20 protein-coding genes are annotated in these 16,822 nt (G+C 36.3%); 2 read left to right on the top strand and 18 right to left on the bottom strand.

Annotated features, from left to right (window positions below):
• Positions 1-17: 17 nt before the first annotated feature.
• The 13 genes from menG to MKX31_RS05740 all read right to left on the bottom strand — a co-directional run bounded on the left by menG (position 18) and on the right by MKX31_RS05740 (position 10,475).
• Complete coding sequence (gene menG, locus MKX31_RS05800; RefSeq protein ID WP_001187666.1) at positions 18-731, bottom strand: 2-heptaprenyl-1,4-naphthoquinone methyltransferase; 714 nt, start codon at positions 729-731, stop codon at positions 18-20.
• Positions 732-760: 29 nt separating this feature from the next.
• Entirely contained in the window at positions 761-1,510 is a 750-nt protein-coding gene (locus tag MKX31_RS05795) for a heptaprenyl diphosphate synthase component 1 (protein WP_002096763.1), read from the bottom strand.
• 212 nt (positions 1,511-1,722) lie between these two features.
• Positions 1,723-2,292, bottom strand: coding sequence for a GTP cyclohydrolase I FolE (gene folE, locus MKX31_RS05790; protein WP_001151478.1), 570 nt, complete (start codon positions 2,290-2,292; stop codon positions 1,723-1,725).
• A 120-nt stretch (positions 2,293-2,412) separates the two neighbouring features.
• Positions 2,413-2,685 carry an HU family DNA-binding protein gene (locus MKX31_RS05785; RefSeq protein ID WP_001043860.1) on the bottom strand — a complete coding sequence of 91 codons (273 nt, stop codon included), beginning with the start codon at positions 2,683-2,685 and terminating at the stop codon, positions 2,413-2,415.
• Positions 2,686-2,983: 298 nt separating this feature from the next.
• Positions 2,984-4,462, bottom strand: a complete 1,479-nt coding sequence (spoIVA, locus tag MKX31_RS05780) for a stage IV sporulation protein A (RefSeq protein WP_000416522.1) — start codon at positions 4,460-4,462, stop codon at positions 2,984-2,986.
• Positions 4,463-4,704: 242 nt separating this feature from the next.
• Positions 4,705-5,418: a hypothetical protein gene (locus MKX31_RS05775; protein WP_064476619.1), complete on the bottom strand. Its 714-nt coding sequence runs from the start codon at positions 5,416-5,418 to the stop codon at positions 4,705-4,707.
• Between the two features lie 64 nt (positions 5,419-5,482).
• Positions 5,483-5,686, bottom strand: coding sequence for a DUF2768 domain-containing protein (locus MKX31_RS05770; RefSeq protein WP_001288995.1), 204 nt, complete (start codon positions 5,684-5,686; stop codon positions 5,483-5,485).
• 266 nt (positions 5,687-5,952) lie between these two features.
• Positions 5,953-6,204: a stage VI sporulation protein F gene (locus MKX31_RS05765; RefSeq protein ID WP_000369753.1), complete on the bottom strand. Its 252-nt coding sequence runs from the start codon at positions 6,202-6,204 to the stop codon at positions 5,953-5,955.
• A gap of 115 nt (positions 6,205-6,319) precedes the next feature.
• Positions 6,320-7,342 carry an NAD(P)H-dependent glycerol-3-phosphate dehydrogenase gene (locus tag MKX31_RS05760; protein ID WP_000161770.1) on the bottom strand — a complete coding sequence of 341 codons (1,023 nt, stop codon included), beginning with the start codon at positions 7,340-7,342 and terminating at the stop codon, positions 6,320-6,322.
• A gap of 18 nt (positions 7,343-7,360) precedes the next feature.
• Positions 7,361-8,671: a ribosome biogenesis GTPase Der gene (gene der / locus MKX31_RS05755; protein WP_001125888.1), complete on the bottom strand. Its 1,311-nt coding sequence runs from the start codon at positions 8,669-8,671 to the stop codon at positions 7,361-7,363.
• Positions 8,672-8,795: 124 nt separating this feature from the next.
• Positions 8,796-8,981, bottom strand: a complete 186-nt coding sequence (locus MKX31_RS05750) for a capping complex subunit for YIEGIA (RefSeq protein WP_000979052.1) — start codon at positions 8,979-8,981, stop codon at positions 8,796-8,798.
• Complete coding sequence (locus MKX31_RS05745) at positions 8,978-9,871, bottom strand: YIEGIA family protein (protein ID WP_064476620.1); 894 nt, start codon at positions 9,869-9,871, stop codon at positions 8,978-8,980. The genes MKX31_RS05750 and MKX31_RS05745 overlap by 4 nt, the downstream gene beginning before the upstream one ends.
• Positions 9,864-10,475, bottom strand: a complete 612-nt coding sequence (locus tag MKX31_RS05740) for a YphA family membrane protein (RefSeq protein ID WP_000399216.1) — start codon at positions 10,473-10,475, stop codon at positions 9,864-9,866. Before MKX31_RS05740 ends, MKX31_RS05745 begins: the two co-directional genes overlap by 8 nt.
• 116 nt (positions 10,476-10,591) lie before the next feature.
• Between MKX31_RS05740 and MKX31_RS05735 the strand changes: the two genes are divergently transcribed.
• Entirely contained in the window at positions 10,592-10,726 is a 135-nt protein-coding gene (locus tag MKX31_RS05735; protein ID WP_000513900.1) for a YpzI family protein, read from the top strand.
• A 331-nt stretch (positions 10,727-11,057) separates the two neighbouring features.
• On the opposite strand, the gene MKX31_RS05730 is transcribed toward MKX31_RS05735, so the two are convergent.
• From MKX31_RS05730 to MKX31_RS05715, 4 genes are all read right to left on the bottom strand, one after another.
• Positions 11,058-12,107, bottom strand: coding sequence for a type 2 isopentenyl-diphosphate Delta-isomerase (locus MKX31_RS05730; protein ID WP_088048403.1), 1,050 nt, complete (start codon positions 12,105-12,107; stop codon positions 11,058-11,060).
• 12 nt (positions 12,108-12,119) lie between these two features.
• Positions 12,120-13,268: a 30S ribosomal protein S1 gene (gene rpsA / locus MKX31_RS05725; RefSeq protein ID WP_000229549.1), complete on the bottom strand. Its 1,149-nt coding sequence runs from the start codon at positions 13,266-13,268 to the stop codon at positions 12,120-12,122.
• A gap of 332 nt (positions 13,269-13,600) precedes the next feature.
• Positions 13,601-14,278 (bottom strand): (d)CMP kinase, encoded by a 678-nt coding sequence (cmk, locus tag MKX31_RS05720; protein ID WP_000361262.1) that lies wholly within the window; start codon positions 14,276-14,278, stop codon positions 13,601-13,603.
• 128 nt (positions 14,279-14,406) lie between these two features.
• Positions 14,407-14,580 (bottom strand): YpfB family protein, encoded by a 174-nt coding sequence (locus MKX31_RS05715; RefSeq protein WP_000738047.1) that lies wholly within the window; start codon positions 14,578-14,580, stop codon positions 14,407-14,409.
• Between the two features lie 180 nt (positions 14,581-14,760).
• Here MKX31_RS05715 and ansA point away from each other — a divergent pair, with 180 nt between their 5' ends.
• On the top strand, positions 14,761-15,735 hold the full coding sequence (gene ansA / locus MKX31_RS05710; protein ID WP_081257388.1) for an asparaginase: 975 nt from the start codon (positions 14,761-14,763) through the stop codon (positions 15,733-15,735).
• A gap of 36 nt (positions 15,736-15,771) precedes the next feature.
• On the opposite strand, the gene MKX31_RS05705 is transcribed toward ansA, so the two are convergent.
• On the bottom strand, positions 15,772-16,752 hold the full coding sequence (locus MKX31_RS05705) for a YpdA family putative bacillithiol disulfide reductase (protein ID WP_001168483.1): 981 nt from the start codon (positions 16,750-16,752) through the stop codon (positions 15,772-15,774).
• Between the last annotated feature and the right edge of the window lie 70 nt (positions 16,753-16,822).

The raw sequence follows: 16,822 nt of genomic DNA, 5'->3' as shown, positions 1-16,822 counted from the left end.
TTCTTTTTTCTTTTTTTCTATTTTGATTCTGGTTTCATACCTAAATGCATCGCTGCTACCCCAAAAGTAAACGGCTTCACTTGTACATGTTCAAGTCCAGCTTTTTCAAACATATGAGCCAACTCTTTCATACCTGGGAATGTACTAGCAGATTCTTGCAGCCATGAATATTCTTTAAAACTTTTCGCAAATAACTTTCCAAATAACGGCATGATATATTTAAAGTATAAAATATACCCTTGTCGAAAACCAATCATTGTTGGTTGAGATGTTTCTAAACAAATTACTTTTCCACCTGGTTTTACTACACGTGTCATTTCTTTTAATACGTGCATATAATCCGGTACGTTACGTAAACCAAATCCAATCGTTACATAATCAAATGTGTTATCTTCAAATGGAAGCTCCATTGCATTCCCGTGTAAAAGTTCTACTTGTTTTAATTGTAACGCCTCTACCTTTTGCTTACCGACAGATAACATATTTTCACTGAAGTCTAAACCAACAACCTTGCCCTGTTCACCTACCGCCCCAGCTAGCGCAATTGTCCAGTCCGCTGTCCCGCAGCATACATCAAGAGCTTTGCTACCTGGTTTTACATCCATAATGCGCATCGTCTCTTTACGCCACGCTTTATGTCTTTGAAAACTAATGACAGAATTCATCACATCGTATTTATCAGAGATTTTCTCAAATACATCATGTACTCTTTCTTCTTTTGATTGTTGCATGCTCGTACCTTCTTCCAATGTAAAATTGCTTATGTCTTCGATTTATCTCTTAACACAGAGTTTATTTCGCTTATATCTGTGTGGTTTTCCAAATATTGATTTTCTTTCTTTCTGAGTTCCATCATCCATCCATGAATAACTGTTTCTACCTCCGCTTTATCCTTCATAATCCCTTGAACTGCTTGAAAAACAGGTGAATGTTGTTTATCAGCGTGCAGTTCACATTCTTTTTGAAGACGGTTTTTTCCTAGTACATACGTTATAAATGGTTTCCAATGCGATACATGAAAATGATCACATGTTTTTTGCAAGAGTGCAGACTCAATCGTTACTACACTTTCCATTATGTCATCCATCGTTTCATGCGCTTTTTGATATAACATTATTTTGTGTTCATTAATTTCTTTAATTCCTTCAGCAAGCGCGCGAATTAAAACAATATCACGATTCATAGACAATAAGTAATAATATAACCCACTATAGTAATCACCAGCAAGTACTGTTAACTGGCGACGTTTATGCGATTCAACCGCTTCTTCCCCTGCTTTATTTGATACTCTTTCATGTGTATCAAGCGCAATTTGCACAAGCATAATCGTTACTACATAATGCTCAATTTGTTCTATATGTAAATTTTCACTTTTTAAAGCACCATATAACAATGCTATTTTTTCTTCATCAATAAATGGTTCTTCAATATAGTTTATAAAATAAGGATGGCGTAATTTCTCCATCAATTTCTCTCTTATACCCGCATACCCTCCGTAGATGTCACACACAAAAATCACCCTTGTTTTCTAATTCATAAAACTTATTATAACACATACATTCTATTTTCTATAACCAAAACTTGACTACTCTTTCCAAACTTCCACCGAACTAAATAACATCTTCCATTCTTTTTAGTAGTCTTTCTATTCTCACTCTGCCTTGCTAAAACTATATCATTTATTTACATAAAAAAAAAAGAAAAGCAGTTTCCTACTTTTCTTTACTTTGTTTTAATAAAAGATAAAATTTCACTACGTGCCGCTGCATCATTTTCTAACACACCACGTACTGCTGTTGTTACAGTTTTCGCGCCCGGCTTTTTCACACCACGCATCGTCATGCACATATGTTCCGCTTCTACTACTACCATTACACCATGCGGCTCTAGTACTTCCATAATAGAGTTCGCTACTGTTGATGTAATACGTTCTTGCAGTTGTGGACGACGTGCAATTGTATCTACAGTTCGAGCTAATTTACTTAACCCTGTCACTTTTCCGCCTTGCGGAATATATGCAACGTGAGCAACTCCATAGAATGGAACTAAATGATGCTCACACATCGAATAAAACGGTATATCTTTTACTAATACAAGCTCCTCGTGATCTTCTCCGAACACTTTATGCAAATGTTCTTTCGGATCTTCATGCATACCCGCGAACACTTCTGCGTACATTTTTGCCACACGCTTTGGTGTATCAAGTACTCCCTCACGATTTGGGTCATCTCCGATTGCCTCTAAAATAAGGCGTACTGCATGTTCAATTTGTTCTAAATTAACTTTTGCCATCCGCTAGCCCTCCCGAAAACCTAAAAGTGATACGAACACATTCTAGCATATTTATGTTTTTAAAAGCAAAAAGAAGAGTTCCCAAAAAGGAAACTCTTCTTCCCTGTTAATATGTAAGGATTATTTAACCGCATCTTTTAACGCTTTACCAGGTTTGAATGCAGGTACTTTACTTGCAGCGATTTCAATCTCCTCACCTGTTTGTGGGTTACGACCTTTACGAGCCGCACGCTCACGAACTTCGAAGTTACCGAATCCGATCAGTTGTACTTTATCACCTTGTTTTAAAGCTTCTAAGATAGAATCAAAAACAGCGTCTACTGCTTTTGTTGCGTCCTTTTTAGAAAGGGAACTTGCTTCTGCAACAGCATTGATTAAATCTGTCTTGTTCATGCCATTCACCTCCTCCCAAAGATAAGACTGTATAATGATCATAAAATGAGTCTTACTTTCATTTGTAGGCAATTTTTACAAATTCTATACTACAAAGATGTAGATAAATCATTATCAACGCCTATATTATACGATTCTCCTTTATAATTCAATATTTTTAAGGAAATTGTTACTCTTAAAATGTGAAAATCTGATGAAACTTGACAATTTACAACAATATATTAGATAATGACTGTTTATTTCTCTATTCTATACGCGAAAATTAAAAAAATCCCTCTACGATGAGAGGGATTTTTTCTTATAATATAATCGCAATTAATCCGCCAGATCCTTCATTAATAATTCTTTCTAGCGTTTCTTTTAATTTATATCTCGCATTTTCTGGCATTAAAGATAGTTTCGCTTGAATGCCTTCTCGAACAATAGAGCTAAGTGAACGTCCGAATATATCAGAATTCCAAATTGATAATGGGTCATCTTCAAAATCCTGCATTAAATAACGAACTAATTCTTCACTTTGCTTTTCAGTACCAATGATCGGCTCAAACGTTGACTCCACATCTACTTTAATCATATGAATAGACGGAGCTACAGCTTTTAATTTCACACCAAACCTTGAACCGTGACGAATAATTTCCGGCTCATCCAAGCTCATGTCAGCTAACGCAGGCGCTGCTACACCATATCCTGTTTGCTTTACCATACGCAGAGCATCCGCCACTTGATCGTATTCTACTTTCGCATGAGATAAATCGAGCATAAGCTTCAATAAATGATCTTTCCCTCGAATTTCTACTCCTACTACTTCTTTTAAAATTTGATCATATAATTCATCTGGTGCATATAAATCAATCTCTGCTACACCTTGCCCCATATCAATGCCAGCTAGGCTCGCTCGATCAATAAATTCATACTGACTAAACTGCCAAACGACACGGTCCACATCACGAAGACGTTTTATATCCTTCACAGTCTCTTGAACAGCTTCTTGATAACTTTGGCGTAACCAATGTCCTTCATTTAACACCATCACCCAGCTCGGAAGGTTAACATTCACTTCTAAAACAGGGAACTCAAATAACGCTTCTCGAAGCACATTGTACACATCTGTTTCCCTTAAACTCTCTACACTCATCGCAATGACTGGGATATCATATTCTTCAGATAAACTTTGGCGCAATTGCTCTGTATCTGGATGATACGGCTGTACAGTGTTGATGATCATAATGAAAGGTTTTCCGACTTCTTTTAACTCATTTACTACGCGTTCTTCTGCCTCTATATAATCTCTTCTTGGAATTTCACCAATCGTTCCATCTGTTGTAATTACAACACCAATTGTGGAATGTTCTTGAATTACTTTACGTGTTCCGATTTCTGCAGCTTCATGGAATGGAATAGGTTCTTCATACCAAGGAGTATTAATCATGCGTGGGCCATTCTCATCTTCATAGCCTTTTGCTCCTGGAACCGTATATCCAACGCAATCTACCAATCGAATATTCACTTCAAGACCTTCATCTACTTCGATAGAAACCGCTTGGTTTGGAACAAACTTCGGTTCCGTCGTCATGATTGTACGACCAGCAGCACTTTGAGGCAGTTCATCCTGCGCCCTTTGACGGTCAGACTCATTCTCAATATTAGGAATAACTACAAGTTCCATAAATTTTTTAATGAATGTTGATTTCCCTGTTCGAACAGCTCCTACAACTCCAAAATAAATATCACCGCCTGTGCGTTCCGCAATATCTTTAAAAATATCTACCTTTTCCAAGTGATTCCCTCCCTCAATATTTTTGGGAATAATTCCACATTTATAGTCAACTAATACCTTCTCTAACGTTGCCTATAATATCTGATATAATATAATGGTATTCTAGAAGTTCGGACAATATATCATATAATTTTGTCCAATTTCATATGACTATTAAAAAATACCTTTTGTTTGCATCGCAAGTTGTGTAACATAAAAAACCTTTCTTCTAGAACTTATTCACTAAAAGAAAGGTTCATGACTTATGATTTTAAAAAAATTGGTTCTCCATTCTTTACCGTATACGGTAAAGAATACGCAGGTACAAATGGAGAATCTTTCGAAAGTATATTCCGAATATCTTCCCCCTCCTTAAATTGCCCTTCATTTTTTTTCAACGCTTCATATAAATCGATTCGATAATCAACATAAATTTCTCCCTTTTCATTGATTACAAAAGGAAGCCCTTTACCAGAATACGGACTTGTCACTTGCGGTACATCTTTATATCCTAGTTTTTTGAAATCTAATTCATACACACCATCTGAAATTACCTTTTTAAAAGGTGGATATTGATGTTCATCTCGATACATCCTAAGCTTTAATGATAATTCCTGGATTTGTTCAGCCATCCTAACATCAATTAACTTTACTGTCGGGTTTGTTTCAACGTCTATTAATACGTATTGGTATACTCCTCCGCTTTCATACGCATTTCCTGGCGCTTCTTGTATGTAGCGCGGAGCAATCTTTTGAAAATCAATTGGATACTTTTGATAAATAGGCGTACTCATATCCCGCGTCTTAATTGGCAATATACCCTCATTTTGCTCCTTAAATGTCACTATAGCTTTTTGAACAACCTGTATCTGATCTTCATAAGGAACGGCATTTTGTTTCATATTTTCTTTCGGATACAGACATCCTGTTAAAAGGCTCATACAACAAAATATTAAAATAATATGGACTTTTTTCACTAGCAATCACCTTTTCATACTAATATAACTTGCTCCGTATGTAGCATTTTCGAGACCATTCCCTTTACTGCTGTACAGGTCCACTAAATACAACAAGAAAAATAACAATTCCTGACACAATCATAAGGGTGTACGCTACTAACGCTGTAATCCCTTTCAAAAATTTATTCTTTATTTTGTATCTACTTAGTAAAATAAAACTTACTGCAAAAAACATAAATCCAATTGCTCCTAAAGCAAACCACATTTTTATGAGCCCTTCTGACATATACACACCCCTTTTTATTAATCTATTTTTATACTATTTTAACAAATTAAAATCTTTAAACAAATACAAAAAGAACATTTTACTACAAATTACGAATATATAACTTTAATCAACAGGTTTTTTCGCATCTTCCACTAATCTAGATAAAAATAAAACCGAAGCGAGTATATCTCTCGCTTCGGTTGACCAAATATGCCCAAAACAGCTCTATTCCCATACTTTCATGGCTATCATATGCAATCTACAAACTCTTTGTTTCTTATATTTTATTTTTTAAACATTTTGCTTAACGAGCCAAAATCAGCGGGCATATTATTGTTAATGATCGCTTTTACAATTTGATCCTCTTGTTCTTTCGGCACTTCACGTCCTGCCATAAGAGCCACTTGATGAATCAATTGACGAAGCACAGTCTCATCACGTAAATTCGCATTCTGTACAGATGATGCTAATTTAAAAATATCTTCTTTATTCACTTTCGCTTCTTTTTCAATGTTATTAAAAATGTTATTATCCATTCTTTTCACCCTCTCCTCAAGTTACTCTTCATCCTATGCAAAATTAAAAAAATGGTGAAAAGACCCATAAAAATAAAAAGCGACAGAAGTACAAATGTACTTCTGTCGCTTTTCTTTAAAGTAAGTCAGGTATAGCTTCCACTTCATGTTTTCGAACACGTCCCATTAATGAGCCTACTGCATCTTTCACATTATTCCCATTGAACAGCACGTCATATAAAGCAGCTGTAATCGGCATTTCAACTTCCATTTTCTCTGCTAATTCGTGAGCAGCTTTCGTTGTTCTTACACCTTCTACAACCATACCCATGCTTTCTAACACCTCTTCTAAAGAGTGTCCTTTTCCAAGCATATTTCCAGCGCGCCAATTTCGGCTATGAACACTTGTACAAGTTACAATTAAGTCTCCCATACCAGTTAGACCAGCAAACGTTAATGGATTTCCGCCCATTTTTCTTCCTAAACGAGCAATCTCCGTTAAACCACGTGTCATTAATGCCGCTTTCGCATTATCACCTAATCCAAGTCCATCAGTTATCCCAGCAGCTAATGCGATAATATTTTTTAACGCACCACCAAGCTCAACCCCAACAATATCCGGATTTGTGTATACACGGAAGTAACTATTCATAAACAAATCTTGTACTTCCTCAGCAGCTTCCATACGCTTTGCTGCAGACGTAACCGTCGTCTCTTGACGTAAACCGACTTCTTCAGCATGACTCGGTCCAGACAGTACAACAACGTCTTTAATCAAGCCCTCTGGAATTTCTTCCTCAATCACTTCCGAAATACGTTTTGACGTACCAGGTTCAATCCCTTTACTTGCATGAATCCAAGTAGTCGGACCCGCTACATATTTCTTCATATCTTGTAATACCTCTCTATACGCTTTCGTTGGTACTACAAGAAGTACTACATTTACATCTACTAATGCTTCTTCTAAAGAAGAGTAGGCTGCGATTGTGCTTGGCAATGTAATTCCTGGAAGGTATCGACTATTCTCATGTTTTGTATTAATCTCATCCATAAGTTCAGAACGATTTCCCCAAATACGTACATCATGTCCATTGTCAGCTAATACCATCGCTAACGCTGTTCCCCAGCTACCTGCTCCAACTACTGTGATTTTTGTCATAAAATCACATCCTCTCCATTAGTCTCTTGCTCTAGCGATAATGTGAATCGGCGTTCCTACAAAACCGAACGCTTCACGTAAACGATTCTTTAAGAAGCGCTCATATGAAAAGTGCATTAATTCTGTATCGTTTACAAATATAACAAATGTTGGTGGTTTTACCGCAACCTGTGTCGCATAGAAGATTTTCAGACGGCTACCATTATGAGTTGGTGTTGGATTCATCGCTACCGCATCCATAATTACATCATTTAATACGTTCGTTTGAATACGGATACTATGACTTTCATTTACTTCATTAATAACTGGTAATAATGTTTGTGTACGTTTTTTCGTTTTCGCAGATAAGAATACAATCGGTGCGTACTCTAAAAATTGGAAATGAGCACGGATGTTTTCTTCAAATGCTTTCATTGTTTTTTCATCTTTTTTCACTGCATCCCATTTGTTTACGACGATAATAACAGCACGTCCTGAATCATGAGCATATCCAGCAATTTTTTTATCCTGTTCAATAATTCCTTCTTCTCCGTCTAAAACGACTAAAACAACGTCAGAACGTTCAATCGCTCTAAGCGCACGAAGTACACTATACTTTTCTGTGCTTTCGTATACTTTCCCTTTTTTACGCATACCAGCTGTATCGATGATTACATAATCTTGACCATCTTTACTATATGGTGTATCAACAGCATCACGTGTCGTTCCCGCTATATTACTTACAATTACACGTTCTTGACCAAGAAGTGCATTTACAAGTGATGATTTCCCTACATTTGGACGGCCAATTAAAGAGAAACGGATTGTTTCATCATCATACGCTTCTTCTTCAATCTTTGGAAAATGATTTGCAGCTTCATCTAACAAATCACCAAGTCCTAAACCGTGTGTACCTGAAATCGGGAATGGCTCGCCAAATCCTAATGCATAAAAATCATAAATATCACTACGCATTTCTGGATTATCAACCTTATTTACCGCAAGTACAATTGGTTTTTTAGAACGATATAAAATTTTAGCAACTTCTTCATCTGCTGCAGTTACACCATCGCGACCATTCGTCATAAAAATGATAACATCTGCTTCATCAATCGCTACTTCCGCTTGTTGACGAATTTGTGTCAAGAACGGCTCGTCTCCAATATCAATTCCACCTGTATCAATAATGTTAAATTCATGATTTAACCATTCTCCCGCACTATAAATACGGTCTCGTGTTATACCTGGTATATCTTCTACGATTGAAACTCTTTCTCCAACAATTCTATTGAAAATAGTAGATTTTCCTACGTTCGGGCGGCCTACTATTGCTATTACTGGTTTCGGCATATACTTTCATCCTTTCAACTTGCTTCTGTTTATTATGTAAAAAACCCTTCTTTGTGCAAGAAGGGATTTGCATTCCAGAATATTTCTCAGCGTATCAAAACACCTCACATTATACCACACGTTACTAATGTTTCACAATAATATATACATTCTCTTGTAAGCGATGCGCAATACCATCTAAAATTGCCTCTAAATTATTTGCAACAAATTCTAACTCATCTGTCGATTCACAAGTAAACAAAGGGGCACCACCAGCAAATTTCTCCGGCGTTGTTGTAATAACCGCGAGAATCACACTTTCTAACATCATCTTTTATCTCCCCTTCCTTTCGGGGCTTCCGATGACATATGAACAGCACTTTCTAACGTCGGCACATTCCCTATGACACCTATCGCTTTCTCTGCATCTTGATCTTGTGGCAAGACAAAAATCCCAACCCTACCATCTTCTAAATCACGCTTTGCCAACGGCACAAGCGCTGGCGTACCAGAATCTCTATAAATCCCTAAAGCAACAGAAACATCATGTAAAATAGCTTGTCGTTGTCCTAAGTTTGAGATTGTCACCATCGCATCAATTGTTTTCGGCCTTAAAATAAAGCCCATTCCATATTTCATAATTTCCTCTTGCCTTGCTGGCAATCCAATATTCATAATGTAAATGTTATCAATATACAGCCCCGCTCCTTCAAAACGAAGTGGAACATGCTCGATATCAACAAGATCATGTAACCTTCTGCCAGACATTAATTTTTTCGCGATAATAAATGCGATTATAGCCATAATTACTCCAGCAATCCACGAATGGAATCCTATATACGCAAACGTTGTTGCAAACGACGTTAACATCGCCAAATAGTTTCGACTTTCAAAAACTAACGCAATCCCTTCAATATATGTATTTCCACGCGGTACGAGCTCATATCCATCTAATTGTTGAAGGGTATTTCTTTCCATATTACGCACATCACGAAACTGTGTTGCTGCTAATGTAAGAAATGTAATAGCAGAAAAATCTTTTTTCAAAATTGACGGAATCGCAATCGCTCCTAAAGCCGCTGCAATTAACCCCATCGCAACGTGAATAATTTTTCCGTGGAGCCTCGTCGGATATTGACGCGTATCTGTCCGGAGCATTAGCACTCTCGTTATTGTCCCCGCTATTACTCCGCATAAAATGGCCGGTGTATATTCAATCATGTATTACCCTCGCCTTTCTTTTACGTGCTTTCCTCTTGAACTGTTCCATGTATACTGATGCTTTTGCAATCCAAAACAAAATTGCCATGAAAAATGTAGCAACGGCGACGATATCAAAAAACGCTAAACTTCCGTAATCATAAGGGAAATGTAGTTTTCGAAAAATAAGTGTCACTAACAATTCCCCCTGTAACATTCCTATATAAAGAGAACATAATCTCAATATGCGATCCTCATGCAATAAAACCGATGCATACACAAGAGCACCACTTAACAAAAACAACCTGTCCACCACAATCCAAATCGGATCATATACTTCTAACAAATGAAAACTTGTATATAACATTGCAATAATAAGTGCCGAAAGTAAGCTATATAATTTTTTCCAAATAGAATATAGTGCGATTCCTATAAAAGCAACAATACAAAGCAAAAGTGCATTTACTGATACCGTGAATGAAGCAATCGTTACATGTAACGGAGAGCAAATAATAAAAATCAATATACAAACGCTTATCTTCCAGCGCATAGAGTCTTTTTTCATAAAAAAAGTTACAACGATCCACCCTATCCAAGCTAAAAAATAAAAAGTACTCCCTTCCATCATTTCACCTCCTATGTTTTCCATTATGGGAACTTTTTATGAAAGTTAATCCACTTTCTTCGCGCATAGTTTTTTCATATAACAGCAACACTTTTAATAAGGAGGTGCTATTCATTATGGGTAAAGATCGTCAAGAACGAAAACTAAGAGAATCACGACGCGTTGAATCTGATCGTGACCAATCACTACAATATCCGGGTGCAACTGGACTGGATACACCAGAGCAAGCCCGAAAACAAAATCAGCACTAATGAACACAAAAAGACGGTTTCGATATTGTACGAAACCGTCTTTTACATAATTATTTTAATGATTTTTACTTATATCAAAATAACATTTAACATCCGAATTTTTCTATGGTTTATTTTTATCTCCACCTATTTTTTCCTTTGCGAAATTAAACCCTCCCCAATAATTCAGTAGCAAACTATCTACATTTTCCAGCCTCTTTTTCAGTCGCAACTTGCACAAGATAGTGTTTATATAGGAATAATTTTATTTTGATAGAATATTAATTCCATTCCTCACCTTATATTACTAAAACGAACAAAAAACAAAAAAATCAACCAAACGGTTGATTTTTTATCTTCTACTATAATGCGTCGTATCAATACCACGCTGCGTTAACCAATGATACGTTTCGCCCTTTACAACAAGAGGTACAGCCTGTAACTCTTCTATCGTCTTTGCACCAAGAGCTGTCATAATAAATTTCAAATCTGTATGTAAAAGATCAATTTCATCCACTAACTTCTCGATACCATCTTGCATTAAAATACGTAAAAAATATCCAGCAAACGCAGTTGTATTCGCCCCTAATGCGATTGCTTTCGCTACATCAAGCGCTGTTTGTATACCCCCAGATGCAATAAAAGAGAGGTTATTATTTGTAGAGGTTGCTTCAATAATCGAGGTTGCTGTTTGTATGCCCCAGTTATTAAAATAAGAAAGCATTCGCTGTCTTCTTTCATTTTCAACAGCAGCAAAATTTGTACCACCTTGTCCACCAATATCAATTGCCGTTACACCTATGCTCGCTAACTGTTGTACGGTTTCCTTACTCATCCCAAATCCAACTTCTTTCACAATGACAGGAACTTTACTATTTAATACAATTTTCTCAATGCGCTGAAGTACACCAGTAAAGTCACGGTCTCCTTCTGGCATCGTTAACTCTTGTATGACGTTTAAATGAATTTGCAATGCATTCGCTTCAATCATATTAACGGCACGCTCTGCTTGTTCGATAGTTGCCTCACTACCTAAATTAGCAAAGAAAACACCATTCGGGTTTACCTTTCTGATAATCTTATAAGAAGCAGCCTCACTTTCATCTTTTAACGCCGCCATTTGCGACCCTACAGCCATAGCAAGATTATGATGTTTCGCTACATATGCTAATTGCTCATTAATATGTAACGTTCTCTCTCCCCCACCACCAGTCATCGCATTGATAAAAATCGGCGAACTTAGTGAAAGTTCGCCGATTTTTGTTTCACATGTTATTGAGTCATAACTTGAATTTGGCAATCCTTGATGCACAAAATCAATATCATGAAAGCCATGCGTACGAGACTGACCAGTAGAAAGAGCGTATTCAATATGATCTAATTTACGTTTTGCCCTTACCACTTGTACCCCTCTTTATTTCTTTAATTTTTTCAGTTGTTCACCAATAATATCACTTAATTGGAAAGTAGCAGAATCAGCATTTGGTTCATACTGACTGTAATCCTCAATTACATTATTTTCCTCAAGCGTTTCTTTTATACTTAAAGAAATACGTTTCTCTGCAACATGGACTTCAAGCACTTTCACTTTTACTTCTTGTCCCATTTCCAATACTTCATTTGGATTTTTCACGTGACGATTTGCAATTTGAGATACATGCACAAGACCTTCAACGCCAGGTAAAATTTCAACGAATGCACCGAATGTAACAAGACGTTTTACTACTCCCTCACGAATATCTCCAGCTTTTATTTCGCCAGCAACATTCTCCCAAGGTCCTGGCTGAGCTGCTTTAATTGATAAAGAAATACGTTGTGTATCAGCATCAACAGATAATACCTTTACCTTTACCTTTTGACCTTGCTCTAATACTTCAGAAGGTTGCTCTACACGTTCGTGTGAAATTTGTGAAATATGAACTAAACCGTCCACACCACCAACGTTAACGAAAGCACCAAAATCCGTTAATCGTTGCACTGTTCCTTCAACAACGTCTCCTTCTTTTAATGAAGAAATCGCTTCTTTTTTCTTAGAATCTAGTTCTAATTCTACTACTGCTTTATGCGAAAGGATTACACGATTTTTTTCGCGGTCTAATTCAACAATTTTCACGGCTAATGTTTTGCCTTTATAGTCAGTAAAATCTTCTACATAATGTACTTCTACAAGTGAAGCTGGGATAAAACCACGAACACCAAGGTCCACAACTAATCCACCATTCACGATATCTTTTACAGTAACATCAAACACATGACCAGAAGTAAATTTCTCTTGTAATTCTACCCATGCTTTTTCTGCATCAACAGCACGTTTAGATAAGACAAGATCATCTTCTTCTAATTTAATAATTTTCAATTCTAGTATTTGATCTAATTCTACAACATCGCTTGCTTTTTCAATATGAACGTTAGCTAATTCACTAATTGGAATTACGCCATCTGTTTTGTATCCAACATTTACAAGCACTTGTTTCTCTTCAACTTTCGTTACAGAACCTGTAACAACGTCACCAACTTGTAATTCTTTTGAATCCATAACTTCTTCATTCATTTTCTCTACCATGGAAATACCTCCCTACAGAATTGACAAAGCATTTTTATGTATATACGAAATGAAAACATATGTTTTCATTTGCATGTTTAAGAATTTATCATCACATACTCAGTTTTCATACATTTCACTAGAAAATATATTAAACCTATATAAATAGTATACAGCAAAATCATCTTGAAGAAAGTATGTTTTGAAATATAATAGCGAATATATTCTGAAAGTTTTATCCTTCTTTTACTAACTTCTTACAAATCCGATCATTTGTCAAGGAAATAGACTCACAATTCACGCATCCTTTACATTGCTATATAAACAAAAAAGAAAGAGGTTATCCCCTTTCTTTATTTCGCAAACACTCCTGAAACAATACTCATAATTTTTTGGACAACTTCTTCAATTGATAAAGAAGTTGTATCTAATTCCAATGCATCATCAGCTTTCTTTAGAGGAGAAACTTCGCGTTCTGAATCTAATTTATCACGCTGAGCAATTTCTTTTTTTAACTGCTCTAAATTAGAATCGAAACCTTTATTTATATTTTCTAAATGTCTTCTTTCTGCTCTTTCTTCAACAGAAGCAAGCATAAAGATCTTCACTTCAGCATCTGGTAACACATGTGTACCAATATCACGGCCATCCATTACAACGCCGCCTTTTTCCGCTAACTCTTGTTGACGACGTACCATTTCTTCACGAACAAGGCGATGTTTCGCCACAATAGATACTCGATTCGTCACCTCAGGTGTACGAATTACTTCAGAAACATCTTGTCCATTTAAAAATACAAGTTGTGTATTTTCTCCTTGCTGAAACTCAATATTTACATTCTTTACAACTTCCATTAACTTCTCTTCATTTTCAATGTCCACTTTTTGTTCAAGGGCTGCATATGTAATCGTGCGGTACATTGCGCCTGTATCAATATAAACGTAAGAAAGTTTCTTTGCCACAACTTTTGCAACCGTACTTTTTCCAGCAGCTGCTGGACCATCTATAGCAATTGAAATTCGTTTATCCATTGTAACACCTCATTTTTTCACTTATAAAACAAAACGAAAAGCAGGTATTCTCCTGCTTCTTCTCATTTGCTTCACGTCATTAAATCCTCAATTATTGTAGCATAATCCTCCATAGAAGAAAATGAAAACTACCTATTCACCTGTAAGATTTCTGCTTTGTTTTTTACCATGACACCTTCATAATAAACAATTTTAGATAAATATTTCACTGATGACTTATGTATAAATAACAATTGCACAACAGAAAGACAAATGAATTGTATTACTAATATACGAATAAAAATTTTCTCCATCTTTTTCAATGTAATTGCTCCCTCCTATCCTACATTTACACATTTCGTTTCGTGATTTTATACATCGTATATATAGCAGCTAACTTTATTGTCATTTTCGAGGCATACTTTTATACATTTCCATTGTCGAATTTACTCAAAACATGTTATGTTCTAAATGTATTTTTCAACTTGAAAGGGGTATAAGCATTGAAAAGAATCCTAGTTTTACACACAGGTGGAACAATTGCAATGGAGGAAGATAAAGAAACTGGGGTCGTACAACCAGGTGAAAAAAATCCTCTTTTAAAATTTATTCCTGATTTAGAAGGCGATGTTGATTTAATCGTTGAAGACGTGTTCCATCTACCATCTCCTCATATGACACCGAGCGAAATGTTACAATTACAAGTCATCATTGATGAAAGAGTAAAACAAGACAACATTCATGGCGTAGTCATTACGCATGGTACGGATACATTAGAAGAAACAGCCTATTTCTTAGATTTAACAGTGCAAGCAACTATTCCAATCGTTGTAACAGGTGCAATGCGTTCTAGTAATGAATTAGGTGCTGATGGTCTATATAACTTCTTATCGGCTGTAAAAGTAGCTAGCTGTAGTGAAGCTGCTGAAAAAGGTGTTTTAGTCGTATTAAACGACGAAATCCATTGCGCTACAAATGTAACGAAAACACATACAAGTAACGTGGCAACATTCCAGAGTCCACAGTATGGACCAATTGGTATGGTAACAAAGCGCGGCGTTGTATTCCATCACGCTTTAGTACACCATGAAACATATTCAGTAAATAAGGTTTCTAAAAACGTAGTTGTTCTAAAAGCATACGCTGGTATGGACGATACATTGTTAGGAGCAATTGAAAACCTTCCAGTAGATGGGATTGTTATTGAAGCACTTGGACAAGGTAATTTACCTCCAAGAACACTTCCTAGTCTAGAACGATTAATCGACAAAGGAATTCCTGTCGTATTAGTTTCTCGCTGTTTCAATGGCATCGTGCAAGATGTATATTCATATGAAGGTGGCGGCAAACAATTAAAAGATATGGGTATTGTATTCACATACGGTTTAAATGCTCAAAAAGCACGTATTAAATTATTAGTTGCATTAGAGAATACAAATTCTCATGAAACAATCCAAAATATGTTTATGCACAATTAAAAAGAAGCTGTCGAAGTTTATTTCGACAGCTTCTTTTTATATTTCCCTTGACGCAATGGTTTGCGCAATCGCATCCCCATGAAATCGACCGTTCTCAATAAATATTTCATTTGCATTATTTCCAGCAGCAATTACACCTGCAATGAAAATATTTTCAGCGTTCGTTTCCATTGTATCCTCTGCATAAATCGGACGTCCTGTTTCTTCATCAATCCGAACACCCATCTTCGTTAAGAAACTATGATCAGGATGGTAACCAGTCATCGCAAATACAAAATCATTTTGGATTGTATATGCCTCATCATCGACTGTAAACGTTACTGTATGTTCAGTAATTTCTTTCACGTGAGCCCTGAAATGCATTTGAATTGTGCCGCTTCGTACTAACGCCTCAAACTCCGGCAAAATCCACGGCTTAATGCTTGGTGAATACTCACTTCCGCGATATAAAACCGTTACACGCGCACCGGTTTTAACAAGTTCTAACGCGGCATCTATACTCGAGTTTTTCCCACCTATAACTACTACATCTCGATCAAAATAAGGATGTCCCTCTTTAAAATAGTGAGCTACTTTCTTCAGTTCCTCGCCAGGAACATTCATATAATTTGGATTGTCATAATATCCAGTTGCTACAACAACATATTTCGCTATATATATTTCTTTACTTCCGTCACGCTTTGTTGTCTCAACATGAAAAACTTCTCCATCTTTTTGTACTTTCTCCACTCGCTCAAAAGCATTTACACGTACAGATTTACGCTTTACTACTTCACGATAATACGCAAGCGCTTGATTTCGAACTGGCTTACGATTTTCTGTAATAAAAGCTACATCACCAATTTCTAATTTTTCACTAGAAGAGAAAAATGTTTGATGAGTTGGATAATTATAAATCGCATTTACAATGTTTCCTTTTTCAATTACTAACGGATTTATCCCTACCTTTTGCAACGAAATTGCTGCTGCTAATCCGCACGGACCGCCTCCAATTATGATAGCTGTTTCTTTCTGCATACTCAGCTCACTCCTAGTCTTCTACCAATACGCTATTTATAAAAACAAGAAAAAACCTACTTACAGCAGT

It is taken from the genome of Bacillus sp. FSL M8-0063 (assembly GCF_038005545.1).
GTDB lineage: Bacteria > Bacillota > Bacilli > Bacillales > Bacillaceae_G > Bacillus_A > Bacillus_A wiedmannii.
Note: the sequence above shows the minus strand (reverse complement) of the source record. Positions and strands in the feature narration are given on the sequence as shown.